The following is a 22,358-nucleotide window of genomic DNA, read 5'->3' as shown; positions in this document are numbered from 1 at the left end:
TGCCAGACTGGGGGACATGCCCATTGAGCTCATCGGGACCATCGCCGTCGCCGTCGTGATCCTCGCCATCGCCGCAGGAGTCACCGCCCGGGTGGGAAGGGTGCGGCCGCTGATCATCGGGCTGGGCCTGGCCGCCATCCCCGTGGGGCTGTACCTCACCGGCCTGCTCAGGCTGCTCATCAACGGGATCATGAGCCTGGTGGACTGGTTCCAGCGCACCGTGTTCACCAACGCCGTGGCGTGGGGCCTGGGCCTGCTGGTGGGCGGCATCATCCTCACCGTCGTGGGGCTCATGCTGCCCCGGAAGCCCGCCCGTGAGCATGCGGCTCAGCCCGCCGCGGGCAGGGAGGCCCCCCAGCGCAACCGCACCAGGCAGGTGCCCGGCGCCACCGCGGCCAAGCCCGCCACCGGCACCGCGCCGTCGACGCCCTCCCCCGCCCCGAAGCCGGCCGACAAGCCCGCCGCGGTTCAGAAGGGCACAGACCCCGAGGACGCGGAGATCGAAGCGCTGCTGCGCAAGCGCGGCATCATGTGAGCTGGGCGGGATCGGCCGGCTCAGTCGGCGTCGGCGCTGCTGTAGCCCGCCGAGGTCGCCCCATTGGCCTTCAGCCACCGGCGCAGTTCGATGATCTTGCGCTTGCCACCCTCACCTTCGAGGAACTGGATGGCCAGCACGGGCCTGCGCTTGAGGGTGTCCTCCTGCTTGACCAGCAGTGAACTCCAGGCATCGCCGGGACGCAGCCGCACCCCCGCGATCGTGTCCACGCCGTAGCGGCGCAGGAACGGCCCGTTGCGGACGGTGACCACACCGTCGGCCGCCCACAGCCGTGAATAGCCGACGGACAGCATGATGGCGATCATCAGGAACACGATGAACAGCAGCGTGCCCGCCTGAGCCCAGGTGACCTGCCCACGGATCTCCGGACCCAGCGCGTACCAGCCGTACAGCGCGCCGAAGAGCAGCACCATGGACAGCACGACACCGGTCATCAGCGCCGGCGGGCTGGAGTACGAGAGCCTCGCGGGGACGGGGTCTTCCCCGGGGGTGAGCGGCTGGTCGACGGGATCTGTCACGACGCTCCTCAGAGCCTGCAGGCGGCGAGTTCGGTGAGCAGGATGCCCCGCGCGCCGGCGTCGTGGAGGCGGTCCATGAGGAGGTGGGCGCCCTTCCGGGGAACCAGCACGCGCACGGCGCTCCAGCCCTCCTTCGAGAGCGCCGACACCGTCGGGCCCTCTACGCCCGGGGCCAGCGACGTGGTGGTCTCCAGGTCATCGGTGTGCACGTTGTAGTCGAGCATCATGTAGTTCTGGGCGACGAGCACCGAGTGCAGGCGGGTCTTCAGCGCCTCCGCCAGAGGCGGCAGCGCGCTGCCGCCGTTGCGCTGGATGAGGACGGCCTCGGATTCGCAGATCGGGTCGCCGAACATCTCGAGGCCCGCGCGACGCAGCGTGGTGCCGGTGTCGACGACGTCAGCCACGACGTCGGCGACGCCGAGCCGGATGGCGGATTCGACCGCGCCGTCGAGCCCGACGAGTTCGGCCTCGATCCCCTTCTCGTCGAGGTATGTCTGGAGCAGACCGGTGTAGGAGGAGGCGATGCGCTTGCCGCGGAGGTCTTCCAGCGTCATCGACGACCCGTTGACGGCAGCGAAACGGAACCGGGAGCCGCCGAAACCGAGCGCCATGACCTCGGTAGCGTCCGCCGCCGAATCCAGGAGCATGTCGCGGCCGGTGATGCCGATGTCCAGGTGGCCGCGGCCGATGTAGATCGCGATGTCACGGGGACGGAGGTAGTAGAACTCCACGCCGTGATCGGTGTCGATCAGCGTGAGGTCCTTGCTGTCCGTGCGCTGGCGGTAGCCGGCGGAGCGCAGCATCTGGGACGCGGCCTCGGCGAGGGCGCCCTTGTTGGGCACGGCAATGCGAAGGAGTCGTTCGGTGATCACGTTCGGTTCGTCCTCAGAGGTAGCGGTAGATGTCGTCGAGGTCGAGATCAAGGGCGATCATCATGACCTGCAGGTGGTAGAGCAGTTGGCTGATCTCCTCGGCGGCCTGGTCCTTCGACTCGTACTCGGCGGCCATCCACACCTCGGCAGCCTCCTCGACGACTTTCTTGCCGATGGCGTGCACGCCGGCGTCCAGCCGCTCCACCGTGCTCGAGCCTTCGGGCCGGTTGCGCGCGGTTTCGGTGAGCTGCTCGAAGAGCTGTTCGAAGGACTTCACGTTTCCAGACCTTATCGCTTAGAGCTTGATGCCGAGCAGCGCGTCGACCGCGGCGGACATCTCCGAGATGGCGTCGGTGTCGTCGCCACCGATGCTGAGGCTGGCCGCCGCCCAGGTGTCGACGGCCGCGAGGGCGGCAGGGGCGTCGAGGTTGTTGCGGAGCGCGGTACGCATGGCGGCGATCGTCTCGCCCGCGGGCAGCGCCCCGCCGTCGTTGACCATGCCCCGCCAAAGGGCGAGGCGCTCGGTGGCCCGTTCGAGCTGGTCCGGCGTCCACTCCCAGTTCTCCTGGTAGTGGTGGTCCAGCAGCGCCAGCCTGATGGCCATGGGGTCCGCCCCGGCCTTGCGCAGGCGGCTGACGAGCTCGAGGTTGCCCTTGGACTTGCTCATCTTCTCGCCGTGGAGCGCCACCAGGCCGGAGTGCACGAAGGCATCCGCGAGGGGCTCACGGCTGGCCACGATGGCCTGCGCCGCGCACATCTCGTGGTGCGGGAAGACCAGGTCTGCCCCACCACCCTGGACGTCGAAGTTCGCTCCGAGGTAACGCAGCGAGATGGCGGTGCACTCGATGTGCCAGCCGGGACGACCGGCGCCCAGCGGTGAGGACCAACTGGGTTCACCTTCCCGGGAGTAGCGCCACAACAGGCTGTCGAGCGGGTGCCGCTTGCCCGGGCGGTCCGGGTCGCCGCCGTTCTCACGGAAGCTGGCGATCATCTCGGCCTCGCTGAGGTGACTGACGCCGCCGAAGCCTGGCGCGGCTGCCGTGTTGAAGTACCAGTCCGGGTGCTCGTCGTCGCCCACCTGGTAGATGAAACCGCTGGCGAGCAGGTCGTCGATCAGTTCGGTGACGCAGCTGATGGACTCCACGGCTCCGATGTAGTTGTTCGGGGGCAGGACGCGCAGGTCCTGCATGTCGCTGCGGAACAGTTCGGTCTGGTCCGCGGCCAGTTCCTCCCATTCGACGCCGGTCTCGGCGGCGCGCTCGAGGAGCGGGTCGTCGACATCGGTGACGTTCTGGGTGTAGTCGACGTTGAGCCCGAGGTCGCGCCAGACGCGGTTGATCAGGTCGAACGTGAGGTAGGTGTTGGCGTGACCCAGATGCGTGGCGTCGTAGGGGGTGATGCCGCACACGTACATGCGCGCGGTCTCCACGTCCGCGGCCACAGGCACCTGGCTGCGCGACGCTGTGTCGAACAGGGTGAGCTTGTCCGGAACGGCGCCGCCCGAGGGCGGCAGGGCCGGGACGTCAACGGTTTCCCACGCATACATGGGTCACAACTTACCGCCTAGATCGGAGGCCACGGGATGCTGGGCCACCGCTCGGATGGCCGCGGCATCGCTCCTTCCGCCAGCATCTCCTCGGCCCGGCTGGTCAGCGCGGCCCATTCCTCGTCGGTCAGCCCGGGCGCGAGCGGCGCTTCGATGGCCGCAGCGAGCGCCACGACGGCGAGCTCGCCCTCGGTGAGTGGATCGCCGGCCCATCCCCACAGCACCGTGCGCAGTTTGTTGTCTGTGTGGAGGCTCACGCCGTGGTCGACCCCGGCGAGGGCGTCGCCGTGCGTGATGACGTGGCTGGCCTTGCGGTCGGAGTTGTTCAGCAGCGCGTCGAACAGGGCGAGAGCGCGGAGCCGGGGGTCGTCGCGGTGCGCCAGCACGACGGGGCGGTCCTCAGCGTTCAGACCGGTGAGGATCGGCAGCCAGGTCTCGTCCACGTCGGTGGGCTCGAGCAGGTCGATGAGCGGCGTGGGCGCGCCGTCGACCCAGCGCTGGGCAGATCCCTCGCCGAGCGGCCCCTCGCACCAGACTGTCAGCGGCACCACACCGAACCCGAGTTCCTCTGACAGCGCGTAGGCCGCGACCTCGCGGCGGCCGAGGGTGGCCATCGGGAAGTCCCACAGCGGCGACTCCCCCGCCACCGGTTTGTACACCCAGTGCGCCTCCTCCTCGTCGACGGCGAGGAAGGTGGCGTTGGAGGCATCGACGAGCCGCCCCACGACCTGGAGCGCTCCGCTGGGCCCGGTCATCCGAACAGCGGCCCGCGGTAGCCGTTCGCGCGGGGGCAGATGTGTCCTGCCGGGTCCAGTGGCTGGCTGCACGCCGGGCAGGAGGGCCGCCCGGAGGCGACGACGACCTCCGCGCGGGAGGAGAACTCCCGCGCCATCACGGGCGTCATCCGGATCTGTACCAGTGAGTTCTCGCCCTCCTCGTCAGGTTCGGCGGAGAAGAGTTCGAGGAGGAGGCGGTTGCGCTCATGGTCCCAGGCCAGGCCGATGGCCGCCGCGCGGAACAGCACCTCGACGGGCGCGTCGAGCGGACCGTTGTCAGCCGGTGGCTGCCGCGGCGGCACTTCGTGGCCCAGTTCCGCGAGCTGGTCGAGCACGTCGCCGACCCGCACGCCCAGCAGGAGCGTCTGCTCCTTCTCGAGCGCCACGGCCGCCAGGCGGTTGCCCTGCGCCACCTGGATGAGGAACAGGCGTTCACCGGGCGCGCCGATGGTGCCGACGATGCAGCGATCCGGGTTGTCGAAGGCGAGCATCATGGCATCACCCTACGCCCGCGACATCGCCACCGCCGATGGTCGGAGCGGAGTTCCCCCCGAGCAGGGAGGCGAGGTCGCCTCCGGTGTTCACGCACACCACGAGGGGCCGCTCGCCGCTGTAATCGATGACGCTGAGGCCGGCCGGGTGCACGTGGAGGCGCTGGAACTGGTCGAGGTGCATTCCAAAGGCGTGCGCGAGAATCGCCTTGATGGGGTCGCCGTGCGAGAACACGGCGACGACATCGTCGGCACCGTGCCTGGCCGCCACCTCCGCGATGGCCGCAGTCGTGCGCTGGAACATGGCCAGCATGGACTCACCGCCGGGGAAGGCCACGACGGAGGGCCGGGCCTGCACGTCGGCCCACACCTCCTGGGAGCTCAGGTCGTCGAGTTTCGCGCCGGTCCATTCGCCGTAGTCGCATTCGCTGACGCCGTCGAGCAACTCCGGACGGGGGAAGCCGGCCAGCGTGGCCGTCTCGATGCACCGCTCCACCGGGGAGCTGTAGGCGGCCGCGATGGTCACGTTCCTCAGCAGCTCGCCGAGGGCCACCGCCTGCTCCCGCCCGATGTCGTCCAACGCCACCCCCGGTGCGCGCCCGGCGAGCACGCCCGCTGCGTTCGCCGTCGAGCGGCCATGCCTGATCAGCACCACCTTGGTCATGGGGCCCAAGCCTAGTAGCCGCGTCGGCGGTACAGTTGCCCCCGATTTGGCTTCGGGAGGACGCACACATGGACTGGTTGCAGGCGATCGTGCTCGGCATCGTGCAGGGTCTCACGGAATTCCTGCCCATCTCGTCGAGCGCGCACGTGTCGATCATCGGGCAGCTGTTGTTCGACGGCCGCGACCCAGGCGCCGCTTTCACCGCGGTCACCCAGCTGGGCACTGAGACGGCCGTGCTCGTCTACTTCCGCAAGGACATCGCGCGCATCATCGCGCGCTGGTTCGGTTCGCTCCGCGGCACGGTGGAGCGCTCCGACCCCGACGCACGCATGGGCTGGCTGGTGATCATCGGCTCCGTCCCCATCGTCGTGCTGGGGCTGCTGTTCCAGGACGCCATCGACACCACGCTGCGGAACCTCTGGATCACGGTGGCGATGCTGGCCGGCGTCGGCATCGTGCTGGCGATCGCTGACAGGTTCGGCGAGAACAACTCCAAGGACCTGCGGGAGCTGAGCTGGCGCGACGGCATCCTGTTCGGCCTGTTCCAGGCCGCGGCGCTGATCCCCGGTGTGTCGCGCTCCGGCGCCACCATCTCCGGCGGTCTGTTCCTGGGCTATGACCGGCCCGCCGCCACCCGCTACGCGTTCCTGCTGGCCGTCCCGGCGGTCTTCGGCTCCGGCCTCTACAAGCTCAAGGACATCGGCGGCGACGCCACCGCCGCCTGGGGTCCCACCATCGTGGCCACCGTCCTGGCGTTCATCATCGGCTACGCCGTGATCGCGTGGCTGCTGCGCTACGTCTCCACGCACAACTTCCGGCTCTTCGTCGTCTACCGCCTGGCTGTGGCCGCGATCGTCGCGGTGCTGCTGCTCACCGGCGTGCTCGCGGCCGCATAGGCTGGGTCCCGCTATGCAGCTTCGTCCACTCGGTGCCACCGGTCTCCATGTCTCCCCCCTCGGTTTGGGGACCATGGCGTGGGGCCGCGACGTCGAGTGGCCGATGGCGCAGGCCCTCCTGCACGATTTCGTCGACGGTGGGGGCAACCTCGTCGACACCGCACCCGCGTACGGCGCCGGGGTCGCGGAGAAGATGATCGGCAAGGCCCTGCACGCTGGTCTGCCCAGGGAGTCGCTGGTCATCGCCACCAAGGCGGGCTTCGTGGTGCGCGACGGACGCCGGGTGATCGACACGTCCCGCGGCGCGTTGCTCAACGACCTGGAGCAGTCGCTGCGGCGGCTGGGGACGGACCACGTGGACCTGTGGCAGGTGCACGCCTGGGGTGACGCCCCCGTCGACGAAACGATGTCTGCGCTGGACACCGCCGTCGCCCGGGGCATGGCCCACTACGTGGGCGTGTCGAACTTCGTGGGCTGGCAGACCGCCACGGCCGCCACCTGGCAGGACGCGGACCGGGTCCGGGTCACGTTGTCCAGCGTGCAGGTGGAGTACTCGCTGCTGGCACGGCGCGCCGAAGTGGAGGTCATCCCCGCCGCCGCGCACCACCGGCTGGGCGTGCTGGCGTGGTCCGGGCTGGGCCGCGGGGTGTTGACCGGCAAGTACGCCGGCGGCCGGATCCCCCGCGATTCCCGCGGCGCCTCGGATCACTTCAGCTGGTTCGTCGAGCCGTATCTGCAGCCCCGCTCGTCGGCGATCGTCGACGCCGTGGCACACGCCGCGCAGGGCTTGGGGCTGACGGCGGCCCAGGTGTCGCTGCTGTGGACGAGGGACGCTCCCCAGGTGGCCTCGGCCCTCATCGGCCCCCGCACCACGGAGCACCTGGCCGAGCTCATGGACGTCGAGCACAAGACGCTCGTGCCGCCCATCGTCGCCGCCCTCGACGACATCTCCGGCGGCCCGAACGGGCTACGGCCGGCTAGCCCAGCTCGAACGTGATGTGGTGCAGGCCCTCGCCGTCGATCTCGAGGTGCAGCGTGCCGGTGACGTCTTCCAGTTCCCCGGTGCCCGAGCCGGGGACGATCTCGTAGCGAAGCTCCTGCACGCCGCCCTGCATGGTGCCGAACTGCTGGAACGAGACGGCTCCCTTGCGGCCGTCCAGCGTCCCCTCGAAGACCTCCATGGCCACGTAGCCGGCCGTCCCGCTGGACGCGTCCCCACCCGAGACCATGACGCCCTTGCTGATGCCCTGCGCCGCGCCCTCCCATACCTTGGCGAAGTCGAATCTGCTGGTGGCGGGCAGCAGGGCCTCAGTGGGGGTGATCTCAATCTCAAAGGTCGCCTCAACGCCCATGTCATCTGCTCCTCAGACGTTCCGCGCCCACCTGCCGGGGCCCTTCTGAACCCCACCCTAGCCCCGATTTGCGTAGTCCCGGGGTGTACCTGCTAGAGTTCCTTGTCGCTCCCCGAAAGGGAAGCACACCCTGTCCGGGTGGCGGAATTGGTAGACGCGCTAGCTTGAGGTGCTAGTGCCCGTTTAGGGCGTGGAGGTTCAAGTCCTCTCTCGGACACACTGGAAACCCCGGTGATCAGCGGAAACGCAGATCATCGGGGGTTTTGCTTTCTGTACGCGTGTGTCGCTCACCAGGTGGGTCGCAGCGGGAAACCGTTGGTGCCGTCGTCGGTGACACGCACCGCGAGAACGTGGTGCAACTGGACGTGGTTGCGTTCGAAACTCAGCCTGGAACCAGCCATGTAGAGCCCCCAGGCACGGGCCTTCGTCTCCCCCACCTCCGCCACGCAGGCATCCCAGTGGTCGACGAGGTTGCGGCACCAGGCGGCGAGCGTGAGGGCGTAGTGCGGGCGGAAGTTCTCCTCGTGCATGACCTCGAACCCGGCGTCCTGCGCGTCCCTGATGATGACGCCGGACCCGCTCATCTCGCCGTCGGGGAAGATGTAGCGGTCCAGGAACGGGCCCACCGGCTCGCGGCGGTTATGGGAATGGGTGATGCAGTGGTTCAGGAGCCGGCCCTCCGGCCGGAGCCGATCCCGCAGGAACGCGAAGTAGGTGGGGTAGTTCTTCACGCCGATGTGTTCCGTCAGCCCGATCGAACTCACGGCGTCGAAGCCGCTCTCGGTCACGTCTCTGTAGTCCCCGTGCCGCACCTCGGCGAGGTCGCGGAGCCCCTCACGCGCGATGGCGTCCGTGGCCCAGAGTGCCTGCTGGCGCGACAGCGTCACCCCCAGAGACCGCACGCCGTAATGCTTCGCCGCGTGGCGCACCATGCCGCCCCAACCGCAGCCGACGTCGAGCAGCCGCATTCCGGCGCGCAACCCCAGCTTGCGGCAGATCAGGTCGTACTTCTCCGCCTGCGCCTCCTCCAGCGTCGCATCCCCACTGGGATAGACGGCGCACGTGTAGGTCATCGACGGTCCGAGGATGTGTTCGTAGAACGTGTTGGAGACGTCGTAGTGATGCGAGATCGCGTCCGAATCGCGGGCCTTCGAGTGGCGCAGTCCCCTGGCCAGTCTCCGCCAGCGCGGCGGGTACTCCAGCGGGGGCGGCGGGGGCGGCTTGAGCGTTTCGAGCCCGAGAGAGCGCGCCAGTTCGAGCGCCTCGGGGGCGCTGGGCAGCCGGAACGCCACCCGGTCCTGGACGAGTTTGAGGATCTCGTAGGGGTCGCCCGGGTGCACGCCCCTCAGTTCGAGGTCCCCGGCGAGGTACGCCCTCACCATGCCGAGTTCGCCGGGGGCGGTCAGCAGGTACGCGAGTCCGCGCCGGGTGCGCAGCGCCAGGCCCAGCTCCGCGTCCTCCGGTCCGGTCGCGCTCCCGTCCGATGCCGTGAATCTCAGGGGCATGCCCTCGCGCAGCAGCGACGCGACCGCGTCGGCGATGGGCATCCGTGCGTTCAGGTTCTGTTTCATCGTTCCTCCACCGCCTTCTCGTACAGGCTGGTCAGCCGGTTGTCAGGGTCGTAACGGGCCTTCACCGCGGCCAGATTCGCGCCGCCGTACAGACGCTCGAACGTGTCCCGGTCATAGAAGGCCTCGGAGTAGAGAGACTTGTGCCCACCCAGCGCCTGCACCTTCTCCTCGATCGCCCGGTTGCGCGGCGCGAGCGGCGCGTCCGGCCCGACGGGCACGGCGCCCCAGAAGCCCACGTTGACGTAGGTGGTGCCCCCGCGCAGGGGGTACGTCGGCCAGGGCCGGGCGCCGGGTCCGCCCGTCGCCCTCAGTCGCAGCGGGCAGAGCCACACCGGGCGCATCCCGACGGCGTCATCGAACCAGGTGAGGAACTCCCCCACCCGCTCCACCGGCACCTCGACGTCCTGGATCACGCGTTCCTGCCGCGGGCGGCGGGCGAGCGCGTCCAACCGCTCGCTGAGGCGGGTGCGGCGGTCGAGCCCGACCAGCCGGTGGTAGACGTCGGAGCGGCGCCAGCGGCGGGGCCACAGCCTGCGGACCAACGGGTGCTGCACGCCGAAGGCGCGCGAGCACCAGAACCAGTCCGTGTCCCACCGCCAGAGGTAGTCGTGGCCGGTGAGTTGGTCAGTGGAGAGGCTCCGGATGGAGCGGTAGTAGATCTGCTGGCCGGTGTAGTCGCTGACAGGGCCGGAGGGTGCGTCGGTCCAGGTGGCGAGGGTGAGGTAGTACTCCCCGGGCGCGAAGGCCACGCCGTCGAGTCCGTCGACCGCGGCGCCGTCGTGGGAGCGGGTCGCGCAGATGTCGGCGATGGTGGCGGCCAGCGAGCCGGTGTCGCTGAAGCGCAGGTGACGCAGCGCGACGAAGGCGGGCGCCCGCTCAAGTTCGATCAGGAGCCGGGTGACATAGCCCAGGGAGCCGTAGGAGTTCGGCACGGCGTCGAAGAGGGCGTCGCCGGGCCTTGTCGTGACCACCTCGCCGGCCCCGGTGAAGACGTCCATCTCGAGGACGGACTCGTGCGGCATGCCGTTGCGGAAGCTCGTGGACTCGATACCGAGCCCGCTCACCGCACCACCGATGGTGATCGTCCGCAACTGCGGGACGACCAGCGGCATCAGCCCGTGGGCGAGCGTGGCGTCCACGAGGGTTTCGTAGGTGCACATGCCCTGGACTTCTGCCGTGCGCGTCACGGGGTCGACGGCCAGTACCCCGGTGAGGCCGGAAACGTCCAGTCCGGGAGCTGTCATGCCGCTTCTCGGACGGAACAGGTTCGACGTGGGCTTGGCGAGGCGCACCGGCGAGCCTGCCGGGATCGCCTCGTACGACGATCGCAGGCTCGCTATTGCCTGGTCATGCTCCGTCCGGACAGGTGCTGCTGCCACGAGGCCACAGTAACCCGGAGCCTCTCGTGTATCTGCCCGGACGGAGAATCCGTACCCCTTTCGCTTTCGCCGCTCAGGCCGACGCTACGCTCAGCGAGAGGGGACTTTGAGTGAAGGAGAGCCTCATGGCAACGTTGGCAATCGTCGGGGCGGGGCCTGGTCTGGGCGCCGCGGTGGCGCGCAGGTTCGGGCGCGAAGGGTTCTCGGTGGCGCTCGTCTCACGCGACAAAGCAAAGCTGGACGCCCTCGCGGCCGAGCTCGCCGACGGCGGCGTGACGGCACGCGGATATGCAGCCGATGTCCGCGATGCCGCGTCCCTCGAGGCCGCGCTGTCGGCAGCGGCCGGCGAGCTGGGTCCGATCACCGCGCTGCAGTACAGCCCGCTCCCGTCCCGGTCATACCTGGAACCCGTCCTCGACCTCACCCCCGAACTGGCGCTCGAGGCGCTGCGCTTCTCAGCGTTGGGGCTCATCACGGCGGCCCGTGCAGTTCTGCCTGGGATGCGCGCCGCGGGCGACGGCACGATCATCCTCATCAACGGCGGCACCTCGGTGAAGGCCCGGGCGGGCTTCTCGGGCACGTCGGTGGGCTTCCCGGCAGAGAGCGCGTACGGCGAGATGCTGCACGAGGCGCTGGCCGACGAGGGCGTCCGCGTCGTCCAGTTGGTGATCCCCGGCTCCATCCCCAAGCTGAAGGTCGCCAACGGCGTCGACGGTGTCGCGGAGCGCATCTGGCAGCTCCACACGACGCCGGGTGAATTCAGGACGATGCTCATCCCACTCGAGGAGGGGCGCGAGTAGCGCCCGATCCCGGGCCGGGTGCATAGAGTGGGCAAATGGCCGTTCCCGTCACGCTCGCGATCCTCGGCGCCTCAGGCGACCTCGCCACCCGCCTCCTCCTGCCCGGTCTGGGGACCCTGCTCGAGACCAACCCTGAATACGACGTGACCCTGGTGGGGTGCGCCGCCGATGAGTTGTCCCAGGAGGAGTGGGTTGAGCGCGTCCGCGGGGCGCTGGGTGGTCGGTGCGCCAAGGCGAGCGTCGAACGGGTGATCGCCACCACGCGCTACGAACAGCTCGACCTCACCGACGCCGGCGCCCTGCGCACCCTGCTCGATGGCCTCGGCGACGCACCGGTGCTCTACCTGGCGCTCCCGCCCCGGATCTCGATCGAACTCTGCAAGGCCTTGACCACCCTCGAGATTCCGCCGGGGCTCCGGCTCGCCCTGGAGAAGCCGTTCGGCTCCAGCCTCGAAACTGCCCGCGAACTCAACGGGGTGCTCGCCGGTCTCGTGCCGGAGAACCAACTCTTCCGCATCGATCACTTCCTCGGTAAGTCCGTGGTACTCAATCTCCTGGGGCTCCGCTTCACCAACCGCATCTTCGAGCATGCCTGGAACAACCAGAACATCGAGCGCGTCGACATCACCGTCGACGAGGTGCTGGCGCTCGAGGGCCGCGCCGGTTACTACGACGGTGCGGGTGCACTCCGCGACATGATCCAGAGCCACCTCCTGCTGGTCCTGGCCCTGTTCGCGATGGAGGAGCCGCCGTCGCTCAACGAGCGTGACGTTCGCGACCTCATCGCCCTGATGCTCCGGCACACCCACGTGTGGGATGACGACCCGGTGGCCTCCTCCCGTCGCGCGCGGTACACGGCCGGCCGGGTCGGCGGCGAGGCCGTCCCGAACTACGTCGACGAGCCGGGTGTCGACGCCTCGCGGAACACCGAGACGCTGGCGGAACTCACCGTGAGGATCAACACGGACCGGTGGGCCGGAGTCCCGTTCCGGTTGCGCAGCGGCAAGGCGCTCGGCGACGCCCGCAACGGCATCACCGTGGCTTTCCGTCCGGTGGACCACGTGCCGGAGGGCTTCACGGAGGCGCCGCCGAACGTGCTGAGCATCGGCATGAAACCCGCCAACATCAGGCTGGGGCTGTCGACCAACGCGGAGTCCAACCGCTTCCAGCTGGACCAGTCGGTGCTCTCGACGGACCTCGCGGAGAGCCCGCTCAAGCCCTACGGCGAAATCCTCGACTCCATCTTCCGCGGCGACCCGCTCCTGACCGTGCGCGGTGACGTGGCCGAGGAATGTTGGCGGATCGTGCAACCGGTCATTCACGCCTGGCAGCAGGGGCTGGTGCCCTTGGATGAGTATGTGGCAGGAGGAGCAGGGCCGACGCGCTGGAACGCGTGACGGAAACAGTTCGGGACGCCTGGCGGACACAGCACGAAGGGTGTGGGCGTAGTTTGGCTCAATGACGCAAGCTTCCGACGTGTCGCCGACCCCGCCGGGCTGGAAGCGGGCCTTCGGCATCCTGGGGATCCTCGCTCACCTCGTGGTGGGCTACATCTACCTGACGGTGGGGCTTGTCACCCCTATGCCATGGCTCCTGGGCTTCTGGGTGATCTGGGTGGTGCTCCTGCTGGTCTGCCTCCGGCTGTTGCGGGACCGTCCGTTGCTTGTCCTCCTGGTCCCGGTTCTGGCGCTCGGCATCCTCATCGGCGGGCTGTCGCTCGGTGAGGCGCTACTGGGGTGGAGTGCCTGACCGGGCAGTGCCACGACGAGGTGGGTGGCCACAGAATGCGCACAGTCCCGGGGTCAGAGGCTCAGGGTCAGTTGGGCGCGGTGGTGTCGATAGTGCTTAGGCGCCCAGTCCAGCACGTCGAGACGCGTCATCCAGGACGCGAAGTAGGGGTCCCAACTCTCGGGCACCGGCATGCCGAGCCTCAATTCGGCGTCGCTGGCGCCCCCGGCCCAGGTCAGGAGCCAGCGGGTGTCGGCGTCCATCCACCGCTCAAGTCGCCCCCTGGAAACGATCCTCACGCCAGCGACCGGTCCGGCGTAGTTGATCCAGTTGTAGGGCCGGCTCAACGCCGTCAGGCCACGCGCGTATCCCGCGGAGACGGGGCGCGGCAGGCGGCCGAAGACCCCGAACAACGGAACGAACACCCTGGCGAGGTGCTGGCCGAACCACATGTGGAACAGCAACTCCCGGTTCGTCCACCGGGTGCCCCGGGTGGGCGCCACCAGATCTGCCGGATTCGCCTCCCTGACGAGGCCTCGGAATTCCTCCCGGCAATCCTCGAGCCGGGCCAGCACCTCGTCGGGCACGACCATGACCCAGTATCCCCCGTCGCAGTTCCGGGGTCGCGCATCGACGTTCGTCAATGCACCTAAGCTGGATGGATGTCCACCGCCCCAGAGTGCGCAACAGCCCCCACCTCGATGATGTCGGCAGAGCGAGCAGCGTGTCTGGCCGAACTCTTCAAGGCGCTCTCAGACCCCACCCGGGTACGGCTCCTGACCCACATCGCGGACTCCCCCGACGGCACCGCCTGCGCCTGCCACATCCCCGACACTCTCGGCATCAGCCAGCCGACCCTGTCGCACCACCTGAAGAAGCTGACGGCCGCCGGCCTCGTGACGCGCGAACAGCGGGGGCGCTGGGCGCACTACACGGCGGCCAGCGACGTGCTGGAGGTGGCGCGTGAGTTCCTGGGCACCACCACTGAGGACGCGGCCCGCTGCTGCTGACGGGCCGCGCCCCCGGTTCAACGTGCGGCGCTCAGGCCCGCCAGTTGGGCGCCGATCGGCGGGACCTGCTGCATGACGAGTTGCGCCAGCCTGGGCGCGCCGGCACTCACCTGGGCCAGCGGACCGGCCTCGTTCGCCGCCCGCTGCCTGAGCAGGGGTGACGAGGTGCCGGTTTGGGACAGGGTCTGGTTGACCACCCACGCCCAGGGCGCGATCCCCGCCCGAGCCAGGTCGTCGACGAGACTCTGCGCCTCCAGCACCGGGGTCGTCTCCGCGGTGGTGACGATGACCAGCTTCGTGTAGTCCGGGTCCTGGAGCCGCATGAGCGGTGTGGTGAACCTGGCACTGCCCAACCCGCGGGCCACCTCCCGGTGGTACGAGCCGGTGGCATCCATCAGCAACAGGGTGTGCCCGGTGGGCGCGGTGTCCATCACCACGAACCGCTTGTCCGCCTGCGCGATCGCCTTCGAGAAGGCCTGGAAGACCGCGATCTCCTCCGTGCACGGCGATTTGAGGTCCTCCTCCAGCGCAGCGCGACCGGCCGCGTCGAGGTTCTTACCCTTCGTGGCCATCACCCGGTCCCGGTAGTCCTGGGTGGCGCGGTCCGGATCGATGCTGGTGACCTCGATCCCCGCCGCGTCCATGCCGACGGTCCTGTCCAGATGCGCGGCGGGATCCGTCGTCGTCAGCAGTACGTCCTTGCCCCGTTCGGCCAGCGCGACGGCCAGTGCAGCGGCAACGGTCGTCTTGCCGACGCCGCCCTTGCCCATACACATCACGAGGCCCTTGTCCGCGCTGACCAACGCGTCGACCAGGGCGCCGAGCCCCGGGGCGCCGGCCGCTGGCTGTCCGGCCGCCACGGCCGCGGGCGGATCCGCCGGGCCGAACATCCGGCGCAGCGCGTCGACGCCCACCATGTTGGTGGCCCTGAGTGGCAAGGTGTCGAGCTCGAGGCGCCGTAGCCCGAGGGGCAACTGCTCCACCGCCTTTGCCTCGCGGGCACGGATGGCGTCGGCGAGCGCATCGTGGATCTCCTCCTGGGGCAGGACTCCGTTCACGACGAGGTGGCTGGCATGAATGCCGACGGTGGCCAGTTCGAGCAGTGCACGCTCAGCCTCGTCGAGGCTGGACCGATCAGCCCGGGCGACCAGGATGATCCTCGTGCGCGCCGGGCTCGCCAGCGCCTCGACGGCCGCCGCATAGGTGCCGCGGGCCTTGTCCAACCCGGACATCGGCCCGAGGCACGAAGCGTCGCCCAACCCCTCGTCGAGGAACCCCGTCCATTCGCCGGGCAGTTCCAGCAGCCGGATGGTGTGTCCCGTAGGTGCGGTGTCGAAGATCACGTGGTCGTAGGCCGCCGTCCGGGCAGGTTCTGCCAGCAGTTCGGTGAACTCGTTGAACGAGGCCACCTCCGTCGTGCACGACCCCGACAGCTGCTCGGTGGCCGCCGCAAGATCCTCAGGCTTCAGGAAGTCGCGCACCGGGGCGAGAGTCCGCTCCCGGTAGCGGTGGGCAGCCTCCTCCGGGTCGATCTCAATGGCATCGAGCCCAGGGACGGCCGGCACCGACACGACGCGGTGACCCACCTCGACGCCGAACACCTGTCCGACGTTGGACGCAGGGTCGGTGGAAATCAGCAGGACACGCCTGCCCTCATCCGCCAGCCGCGTGGCCAGGGCGCACGCCACACTGGTCTTCCCCACCCCGCCCTTACCGGTGAGGAACACGTTGCGGGGCAGGTCCGTGAGGAACCTCATGAGCAGCATCCGCCTCCGCCACAGCAGCCGCCCTCACCAGCGGTGGCAGCCGTGAGGCCCAGATCCGGGTGTTCGTCGACGCCGGCGAATCGCGCCAGCTCAGAGCGGTCCGGGTAACGGCCGGTGAGGACGGTGGTGCCGCCCACGACGACCAGCGGTAGGCCGTCGATGCCGGCCACCCGCATGAATTCCTTGGCCGCCTCTTCCTCTGCGAAGGCTGCCGGGTCCGACGCCAGGTTCGCCCGCGTCACCGCACCCCCACGCTCCTTCAACCAGGCGACGTCCGCAGCGAAGTCCACCAGTGTCTGGTCCACATCGGTGCCACAGACACCGGTGTTGCAGCACAGCGGCGGTTCAAAGACCTTGATCGCGCTCATCATGAGACTCCCTTGTATTGATGCACATCGATATGATTCTCTGAGCATACAACTCGTCCAGCTGAGACTCCCCCCGCCCCTGAGAAAGTGGAACTGATGCCCAAGACCAAGCCCCACCTCCTGTTCGTGTGCGTCAAGAACGGCGGCAAATCGCAGATGGCAGCCGCCCTCGCCCGCCAGTTCGGCGGCGACGCCGTGGAGGTCACGTCAGCGGGCACGAAGCCCGGATCATCCCTCAACGAGGCGTCCGTCGAAGCACTCGCGGAGGTGGGGGCCTCCATGGAGGGCGAGTCGCCGAAACAACTCACCGACGACATGCTGAGGGCCGCCACCCACGTCATCCTCGTAGGAACCGAGGCGCAAGTTGAGCCGGTCCCCGGCATGACCGCCCCCGTCGAGGTCTGGGACACAGACGAGCCGAGCCTCCGCGGCATCGAGGGCGAGGAGCGGATGCGGCTGGTCCGCGAGGACATCTTCACCAGGGTGGCCGAACTGGTCCTCGAGGTGACCGGGCAGAACCGTGCAGACCTCGAGCGGTACCGCGGCATCGTCGGCGACCTGGCACGGCACTATGACGGCATCTTCAGCTACGACGAGGTGCGCGCCGCCGTTCGCACGGCCCACGCCGAACTGGCAGCCACCACCAAGGCACCCCAGTTCCTGCCGCTCTTCGTGGAGCGGTTCGCCCACGACAAGCTCCGCGCTGCAGCGAAGGCCAAGGGACAGCCCACCGACGGCAAGCCGGAATTGCTGTTCGTCTGCGTCCAGAACGCGGGACGCTCGCAGATGGCCGCTGCCATGGCAAAGCACTTCTCCGATGGACGGGTCAACGTGCGCTCGGGAGGATCCAGGCCTGCGGGCAAGCTCAACCCGGACGCCGAGGCAGTCCTGGCCGAGCGTGGCATGGATGCCACCTACCTGTTCTCCAAGCCGCTCACCAACGACGCCGTGGAGGCCTCGGACGTCGTGATCACCATGGGCTGCGGCGACGAGTGCCCGTTCTACCCCGGGAAGCGCTACGAGGACTGGGCGGTAGAGGACCCCAACGGCCGCCCCATCGAGGACTTCCGGCGGATCGCGGACGACCTCGAGACCAGGGTGAAGGCGCTGCTGAGCGACCTCGGCGTCCTTGAGCGTCAGTGAAGCGCACCTCCCGCACCGGGGTTTGACCTGGAGGGAGGTTGGCCCCTAGGTTCATATCGATTTTCATCGATATGTCAGGGTGGACCATGGTCCTGGCGGCAGCAATCTTCGTGGCGACTCTCGTGCTGGTCATCTGGCAACCCCGCGGACTGGGCATCGGGTGGACAGCGTTGGGAGGAGCCGCCGTCGCGCTGGCCCGCCGATCCCCTCGGAGTGCCCGTGGCAGCAGTGGCGGCACCTGCGCCGTGGTCATCTCGTTGATCGCGGCCCGGCAGCCCCGGGCCCTGTTCGGCCTGCTGCTGCCTGCTGCCCCGCAAACGCGCACCCCCGTGGAGGATGCCGAGGAACTGCTCAGCGTGGGTGCGGGACATGTCGCCACGGACCTCCCCGCTGCGCAGGTCGACCACGCCTCCCACACCTCGAATGCTGCGCCCACTTCCACCGCGCTGCGTCCCATCATCGACGTCTGGACCGTGGTGCGGTCCGCGCCGTGGCAGATCGTCCTGTTCAGCCTGGGGATGTATCTCGTCGTCTACGGCTTGCGCAACGCCGGCCTGACCGATCACCTCGGCCAGCTGCTGGCATGGGTGGCGGGCCATGGTCACACTGCCGCCGCCGTCGGCACGGGCTTCCTCGTGGCGGTCATGTCCTCCGTCATGAACAACATGCCCACCACCCTGATCGCCGCCCTCGGGATCGACGCGGCAGGGGTCACCGGCCTGACCCGGGAACTGATGGCCTATGCAGCCGTCATCGGCGCCGACCTCGGGCCCAAGATCACCCCCATCGGCAGCCTGGCGACCCTGCTGTGGTTGTCGGTGCTGGACAAGAAGGGCATGCACATCGGGTGGGGCACGTACTTCCAGGTGGGCATCGTGCTGACCGTCCCGGTGCTCGCCGTCACGTTGCTGGCGCTGGCGGGGTGGCTCACCGTGCTCAGCCTGTGACGGAGGGCCGCGCCACCTGGGTGCGTCAGGCTTCGGTACGCTTGCTCAATACCCTCCCCCGGACACAGGAGTCACCCATGGGCATTCTCAACAAGCTGTTCGGCCGATCTTCGGCCGACGACGACGCCCCGGTGACGCTGTCCGCCTTCGACCCCGATGCGGTCCGCGTGAAGATCGACGAACTGATCGGCTCCTTGGGCGAGCTCGCGGACGCGATGGACACCGATGACGCGCCCCTCTCCAACCCCGGTTGGCGCGGGCGGCTCCGCGACGTGCGCAACGCGCGTGGCGAACTGCGTCTGCTGTCCCGCAGGTCCCAGTTCACCAAGGACGATCTCTATGAGGTGCTGACCACCGTCCGTCCGCTGTACCGGGGTGAACCGCCGAAGGATTTCGCTCACCTCGCGGGCCTCAATGAGCGAGTGGTCAACGGAATCGAAGCGGTCCACACGGCCGCCAACTGAGCCGGCCGCCATAGGGACGCTCAGAGCACTGAGCGATCGAGCAGCCGACGCATCGTAGCGCCACCGGGATTGAGCGATGAGCCACCCCGGCGTGACTGTCGCCACCGCCCCCTCCATAGAGTGGGGCCATGGCGACTTTCGCGGACACCGCTGCAATCAATCTCCGCCTCGGCCTGCTGGGACTTCCCCTCGTCGAGGGCAAGGACTCCCAGGAGGCCCTTAACCTGGTCCGGCCCGTGCTGGCGCGTCAGAGGGAAGCCAACCGGCGCCTCGGGCACCGCCTCCCCGCGGTCGACACCCGGATCCAGAACTTCCTCGATGCCTATCTCGAGGGCGTCGACGCCAAGCCCCGGCTCCCCCGCCAGACCCTGGTGCTCGACCAGGCGGGCCTCGCGCGCGAGATGAGCCTCCCCGTCGACGGTGACACCTTCACCTCCGCACAACTCACGAGCTACCGCCTCGTCAACGGCATCCTCCACAACCCGGCCAACGACCGCCGCACCACCAAGGGCGTGTTCCACATCGCCGAGGGTGGCCTGCCCATCCAGGACGACAAGATCGCCGTGCCCCGAGGCACCTTCGGCAAACTGCTGGAGGAGGCGTTCAACCCGCCGGCCGAGGCGATGATCCTGCCCTACACCTCTGAGCAGCCGGAGCAGCCGAAGTGCTGGGTCTCGCTGCTGATGCGCCCCATCGTGGTGCCGGAAGTGCCGGGCTACATCCAGCAGAAGTCCATGGAGACCCGGTTCTTCGCCCCCGCCACCCTCATGGCCAACCTCGACTTCGTCGAGGGCATCTTCGGCAACGGCGGCGACCCGTACATCCCCGAGAACGACGCGAGCCTCAACCCCGAGACCTGGACGGGCCACACCGGCGCCGTCATCCTGGCACCCCACCTGACCAGGCTGAGGAAGAAGGACCTCGGGCTACCCCACTGGGACGACGCCACTGAGCGCCAGCGCCGCGACGGCATGTGCTGGAAGGACGAGGACGAGCTCTACAACGGCGGCTCCGCCTTCAAGGCCTGTGCCCGCGACGAGCGTGGCGTCATCGTCACGGTCATCGCCGACAACTACTTCGGCTACTGCAAGAAGGAGGTCAAGGCGCAGATCAGCTACGCCGCGAACCTCCTGGGCCTCGTCGAGGAGGAGCACTCGGGCGGCGCCATCGCCTTCCCCCGCTACAACCTGGGCCAGACCTTCACCGCCACCTACACGGACGAGTCATTCAGGATCGCCGACGTGGTGGCCCGCGACCCCGAGCGCTTCACCGTCCAGCCCGAGGGCCACGCCCTCGACGCAGAGCAGCCGCACGTCATCCTCGTGCCGGAACAGGCGAGCTACTCGCTGCGCGATTCGACGGTGAGCTGGCCCATCGACGGTGAGACCCGCACGATCCCGCTGCGCGCCGACGTGCAGTACGTCGGCCCGGACGGCTACCTCGTCGAACTCGGTCACATCGCGGCCGACGGCGACCAGTGGACGCTGCTGGGCACCTCGCCCGTCGCCACGAACTGCCACAAGCCGGCCACGGTGTCCGGCGGCGGCAAGTCCGAGATCTCCAAGTCCATCACCGACGCCTTCGTCTTCGGCAACGCCTACGTCAACGACTTCGTCGAGGACATGGCCGCCGTCGCTGCGATCGTCGACCGCGACTTCTCGACGCGGTTCATCGACCCCGCCGCGGACGACCACCGCCCACTGCTGTCCGACGCGCGCAGCGTGGGCTCCGTGATCAAACTCCTGACCCCCAGCCGCGAGTTCACCGACGAATACAACGAGTGGCTGGCCACCATCCCCCACCACATCAAGGAACTCGTGTTCGTGGTCAAGCGCTTCTACCGCCCCGAGTGGGGTGGCGACTGGGCCTCTCACTTCTCGGTGGGTCGCATCAACGGTCGCGCCGGTCACGCCATGCGTCTCGACGGCGACAAGATCACGGTCAACATGCTGCGGGTGGGGTTCGCACCGGACGGCTCCTGGCGGCTCTTCGGGTTGCGCCACGACTTCCATCCCTCAGCCAAGGTGCAGACGGAGGACGACATCAGCGCCTCCATCGTCGTGCCGGGTGAAGCGGCCGGGCGCGAGGACGGGTTGTCGCGCAAGTACACGACCAACTGCGAGTCGCTGCTCTTCCAACGGCCCGACGACGCCATCCACCGCGGCTACGACAAGCAGGCAGAGGCCGACATCGCCGGCGGCGCGTTCATCAGCAACTTCGAGCCCCTGACCCGCGACGACGCCAGCGCCCTGGTGGACAACGCGATCGAGTTCTCGAAGTTCACCAAGCCGATGCAGAAGCTCATCCGCCGCATGGCGAAGGGCAACCAGAAGGCCGGCTACTTCGTCTCCTCCGCCCATCCCAGGATCATCAACGGGGCCCGCTCCAAGAACCCGCGCTACCTGCAGATCCGCTCCGACGTCTCCCACCCGAGGGCCACCGCAACCGCCGAAATGGTCACTCGCCTCCACCGGTCGCTGCCGATGGACGCGCCGCTGCGCCTCCCCGTCGACATCGTGGCAGCCGGCCGCCGCAACAACGCGGCCGAAGAGGGCGTGCCGCCGCTGTGTTCCTACGCCCCGCTGCACTACATGGAACTGCCTGAGCTGTTCATGGAGTTCATCTCGTCGATGACCGGCAAGTCGCCGTCCACGACGGGCGCGGGCTCCGAGGGTGCGATGACGAAGGGCCCGTTCAACGCGCTGCCCTCCGCCGTGGACCTCAACGCCGCCTTCCTGTCGTTCGCGCTCACCGGGTACGACGGCTGGCTCTCCAGCGCCGGGGTCATCGGCCCCAACGTGCGCGTCGACCATGACATCTCGTTGCTCGTGCCGGAGGTGTTCTGCCGGATGACGCCCGAGGAACGTGACGCGAAGCACCTCATCGGCGAAGGCGCCCTGGAGCGGGTCGAGGACTTCGAACACGACGGCGAGACGCTGGAGGCCTCCCGCCTCGGCTACCGCATGACCGCGAAGTTCCAGTCGAAGTACTTCGGTCGCATCTTCATGCACCCGCACGTGGTGTTCTCAGAGCCCATGCTGAAGCCTGAACTGCAGGACATCGACGCCTACGCAGAATCAGTGCGCACCATCGTCAAGACGCACCAGCGGGTGGCCCAGTCGTACATCGACGACGGGACCATCGCGCTGGCGGTGCCGCCGATCCGGGCGCTGTTGGAGATCATGGCCACCGGAAGCTCCGCCGAGCGCCTGACGTTGCACGACGAGGCGTTCCGCGCCATGTTCGACCGCGACAACGTGCTGGCCTCCGACTGGTACTTCGAGCGGCTCCGCTCGAAGACCGCTGCTGACGCCAAGTTGGCCGAGATGGCCACCGGCGCGATGCAGCGGTTCATCAGCGAAGAGGTCAACGCCGACGCCGCCCAGCGGCTCTGCATCAGCGAGAAGATCTCGGCGATGCAGTCCAAGCTGAAGAAGGCGTCGGGCCAGGAAGCCGCCGAAGCCCTCCGCGGCACCCTGGGCCGCCAGGTCAACTGGCGGTTCTAGCGCGG

The 22,358-nt window shown here is 68.7% G+C and carries 24 protein-coding genes, 1 tRNA gene and 1 pseudogene; 13 read left to right on the top strand and 13 right to left on the bottom strand.

Features of this window, described 5'->3' with window-relative positions; genetic code table 11:
• Positions 1-16 precede the first annotated feature (16 nt).
• The gene (locus J7D54_RS05790; protein ID WP_182764301.1) at positions 17-535 is read left to right on the top strand and encodes a hypothetical protein; all 519 of its coding nucleotides are present in this window, start codon (positions 17-19) and stop codon (positions 533-535) included.
• A 20-nt stretch (positions 536-555) separates the two neighbouring features.
• Here the strand turns inward: J7D54_RS05790 and J7D54_RS05785 are convergent, their stop codons facing one another.
• The 7 genes from J7D54_RS05785 to J7D54_RS05755 are packed head-to-tail and all read right to left on the bottom strand — an operon-like array spanning position 556 to position 5,423.
• Positions 556-1,074, bottom strand: a complete 519-nt coding sequence (locus J7D54_RS05785) for a hypothetical protein (protein ID WP_182764302.1) — start codon at positions 1,072-1,074, stop codon at positions 556-558.
• An 8-nt stretch (positions 1,075-1,082) separates the two neighbouring features.
• The gene (gene hisG / locus J7D54_RS05780) at positions 1,083-1,946 is read right to left on the bottom strand and encodes an ATP phosphoribosyltransferase (RefSeq protein ID WP_209455223.1); all 864 of its coding nucleotides are present in this window, start codon (positions 1,944-1,946) and stop codon (positions 1,083-1,085) included.
• Positions 1,947-1,959: 13 nt separating this feature from the next.
• Complete coding sequence (locus J7D54_RS05775) at positions 1,960-2,223, bottom strand: phosphoribosyl-ATP diphosphatase (RefSeq protein ID WP_182764303.1); 264 nt, start codon at positions 2,221-2,223, stop codon at positions 1,960-1,962.
• A gap of 18 nt (positions 2,224-2,241) precedes the next feature.
• Complete coding sequence (gene mshC, locus J7D54_RS05770) at positions 2,242-3,492, bottom strand: cysteine--1-D-myo-inosityl 2-amino-2-deoxy-alpha-D-glucopyranoside ligase (RefSeq protein WP_182764304.1); 1,251 nt, start codon at positions 3,490-3,492, stop codon at positions 2,242-2,244.
• Between the two features lie 17 nt (positions 3,493-3,509).
• Complete coding sequence (locus J7D54_RS05765) at positions 3,510-4,247, bottom strand: SCO1664 family protein (protein WP_182764305.1); 738 nt, start codon at positions 4,245-4,247, stop codon at positions 3,510-3,512.
• Entirely contained in the window at positions 4,244-4,762 is a 519-nt protein-coding gene (locus J7D54_RS05760) for a DUF3090 domain-containing protein (RefSeq protein WP_076063930.1), read from the bottom strand. Before J7D54_RS05760 ends, J7D54_RS05765 begins: the two co-directional genes overlap by 4 nt.
• A 4-nt stretch (positions 4,763-4,766) precedes the next feature.
• Positions 4,767-5,423 carry an MSMEG_4193 family putative phosphomutase gene (locus J7D54_RS05755; RefSeq protein ID WP_182764306.1) on the bottom strand — a complete coding sequence of 219 codons (657 nt, stop codon included), beginning with the start codon at positions 5,421-5,423 and terminating at the stop codon, positions 4,767-4,769.
• A 68-nt stretch (positions 5,424-5,491) separates the two neighbouring features.
• Here J7D54_RS05755 and J7D54_RS05750 point away from each other — a divergent pair, with 68 nt between their 5' ends.
• Positions 5,492-6,319, top strand: a complete 828-nt coding sequence (locus tag J7D54_RS05750) for an undecaprenyl-diphosphate phosphatase (protein WP_182764307.1) — start codon at positions 5,492-5,494, stop codon at positions 6,317-6,319.
• Between the two features lie 13 nt (positions 6,320-6,332).
• Positions 6,333-7,316, top strand: a complete 984-nt coding sequence (locus tag J7D54_RS05745) for an aldo/keto reductase (protein WP_182764308.1) — start codon at positions 6,333-6,335, stop codon at positions 7,314-7,316.
• Here J7D54_RS05745 and J7D54_RS05740 read toward each other — a convergent pair.
• A complete protein-coding gene (locus tag J7D54_RS05740; protein WP_182764309.1) occupies positions 7,297-7,671 on the bottom strand; it encodes a DUF3224 domain-containing protein in 375 nt (124 codons plus the stop codon). The two genes, J7D54_RS05745 and J7D54_RS05740, sit on opposite strands and share 20 nt — an antisense overlap.
• A 132-nt stretch (positions 7,672-7,803) precedes the next feature.
• On the opposite strand from J7D54_RS05740, the gene J7D54_RS05735 reads away from it, so the two are divergent.
• Positions 7,804-7,888, top strand: a tRNA-Leu gene (locus J7D54_RS05735).
• A 70-nt stretch (positions 7,889-7,958) separates the two neighbouring features.
• On the opposite strand, the gene J7D54_RS05730 is transcribed toward J7D54_RS05735, so the two are convergent.
• Together J7D54_RS05730 and J7D54_RS05725 are read right to left on the bottom strand one after the other, a co-directional pair.
• On the bottom strand, positions 7,959-9,242 hold the full coding sequence (locus tag J7D54_RS05730; protein ID WP_182764310.1) for a cyclopropane-fatty-acyl-phospholipid synthase family protein: 1,284 nt from the start codon (positions 9,240-9,242) through the stop codon (positions 7,959-7,961).
• Positions 9,239-10,486 (bottom strand): FAD-binding oxidoreductase, encoded by a 1,248-nt coding sequence (locus J7D54_RS05725; RefSeq protein WP_245244164.1) that lies wholly within the window; start codon positions 10,484-10,486, stop codon positions 9,239-9,241. The genes J7D54_RS05730 and J7D54_RS05725 overlap by 4 nt, the downstream gene beginning before the upstream one ends.
• A gap of 260 nt (positions 10,487-10,746) precedes the next feature.
• Between J7D54_RS05725 and J7D54_RS05720 the strand changes: the two genes are divergently transcribed.
• From J7D54_RS05720 to J7D54_RS05710, 3 genes are all read left to right on the top strand, one after another.
• On the top strand, positions 10,747-11,421 hold the full coding sequence (locus tag J7D54_RS05720) for an SDR family NAD(P)-dependent oxidoreductase (RefSeq protein WP_182764311.1): 675 nt from the start codon (positions 10,747-10,749) through the stop codon (positions 11,419-11,421).
• A gap of 35 nt (positions 11,422-11,456) precedes the next feature.
• A complete protein-coding gene (locus J7D54_RS05715; protein ID WP_182764312.1) occupies positions 11,457-12,818 on the top strand; it encodes a glucose-6-phosphate dehydrogenase in 1,362 nt (453 codons plus the stop codon).
• 61 nt (positions 12,819-12,879) lie between these two features.
• Positions 12,880-13,170, top strand: a complete 291-nt coding sequence (locus J7D54_RS05710) for a hypothetical protein (RefSeq protein ID WP_182764313.1) — start codon at positions 12,880-12,882, stop codon at positions 13,168-13,170.
• Between the two features lie 53 nt (positions 13,171-13,223).
• Here the strand turns inward: J7D54_RS05710 and J7D54_RS05705 are convergent, their stop codons facing one another.
• Entirely contained in the window at positions 13,224-13,793 is a 570-nt protein-coding gene (locus J7D54_RS05705) for a DinB family protein (RefSeq protein ID WP_209455221.1), read from the bottom strand.
• 18 nt (positions 13,794-13,811) lie between these two features.
• On the opposite strand from J7D54_RS05705, the gene J7D54_RS05700 reads away from it, so the two are divergent.
• Complete coding sequence (locus J7D54_RS05700) at positions 13,812-14,159, top strand: helix-turn-helix transcriptional regulator (RefSeq protein ID WP_182764315.1); 348 nt, start codon at positions 13,812-13,814, stop codon at positions 14,157-14,159.
• 17 nt (positions 14,160-14,176) lie between these two features.
• Here J7D54_RS05700 and arsA read toward each other — a convergent pair whose 3' ends face one another.
• Both arsA and arsD read right to left on the bottom strand, forming a co-directional pair.
• A complete protein-coding gene (arsA, locus tag J7D54_RS05695; protein ID WP_182764316.1) occupies positions 14,177-15,916 on the bottom strand; it encodes an arsenical pump-driving ATPase in 1,740 nt (579 codons plus the stop codon).
• The gene (gene arsD, locus J7D54_RS05690; RefSeq protein ID WP_182764317.1) at positions 15,913-16,293 is read right to left on the bottom strand and encodes an arsenite efflux transporter metallochaperone ArsD; all 381 of its coding nucleotides are present in this window, start codon (positions 16,291-16,293) and stop codon (positions 15,913-15,915) included. The genes arsA and arsD overlap by 4 nt, the downstream gene beginning before the upstream one ends.
• Before the next feature lie 96 nt (positions 16,294-16,389).
• Between arsD and J7D54_RS05685 the strand changes: the two genes are divergently transcribed.
• The 5 genes and pseudogenes from J7D54_RS05685 to J7D54_RS05670 all read left to right on the top strand — a co-directional run bounded on the left by J7D54_RS05685 (position 16,390) and on the right by J7D54_RS05670 (position 22,353).
• Positions 16,390-17,436: a low molecular weight phosphatase family protein gene (locus J7D54_RS05685; protein ID WP_182764318.1), complete on the top strand. Its 1,047-nt coding sequence runs from the start codon at positions 16,390-16,392 to the stop codon at positions 17,434-17,436.
• 71 nt (positions 17,437-17,507) lie between these two features.
• Positions 17,508-17,618, top strand: a pseudogene (locus J7D54_RS14425) (ArsB/NhaD family transporter); the annotation flags it as partial.
• A gap of 63 nt (positions 17,619-17,681) precedes the next feature.
• Complete coding sequence (locus tag J7D54_RS05680) at positions 17,682-18,383, top strand: ArsB/NhaD family transporter (protein WP_245244211.1); 702 nt, start codon at positions 17,682-17,684, stop codon at positions 18,381-18,383.
• Positions 18,384-18,460: 77 nt separating this feature from the next.
• Positions 18,461-18,847 (top strand): hypothetical protein, encoded by a 387-nt coding sequence (locus J7D54_RS05675; RefSeq protein ID WP_182764319.1) that lies wholly within the window; start codon positions 18,461-18,463, stop codon positions 18,845-18,847.
• A 128-nt stretch (positions 18,848-18,975) separates the two neighbouring features.
• Positions 18,976-22,353: a hypothetical protein gene (locus J7D54_RS05670; protein ID WP_182764320.1), complete on the top strand. Its 3,378-nt coding sequence runs from the start codon at positions 18,976-18,978 to the stop codon at positions 22,351-22,353.
• The last annotated feature ends 5 nt before the right edge of the window (positions 22,354-22,358 follow it).

This window comes from Tessaracoccus sp. MC1865 (assembly GCF_017815535.1).
GTDB lineage: Bacteria > Actinomycetota > Actinomycetes > Propionibacteriales > Propionibacteriaceae > Arachnia.
Note: the sequence above shows the minus strand (reverse complement) of the source record. Positions and strands in the feature narration are given on the sequence as shown.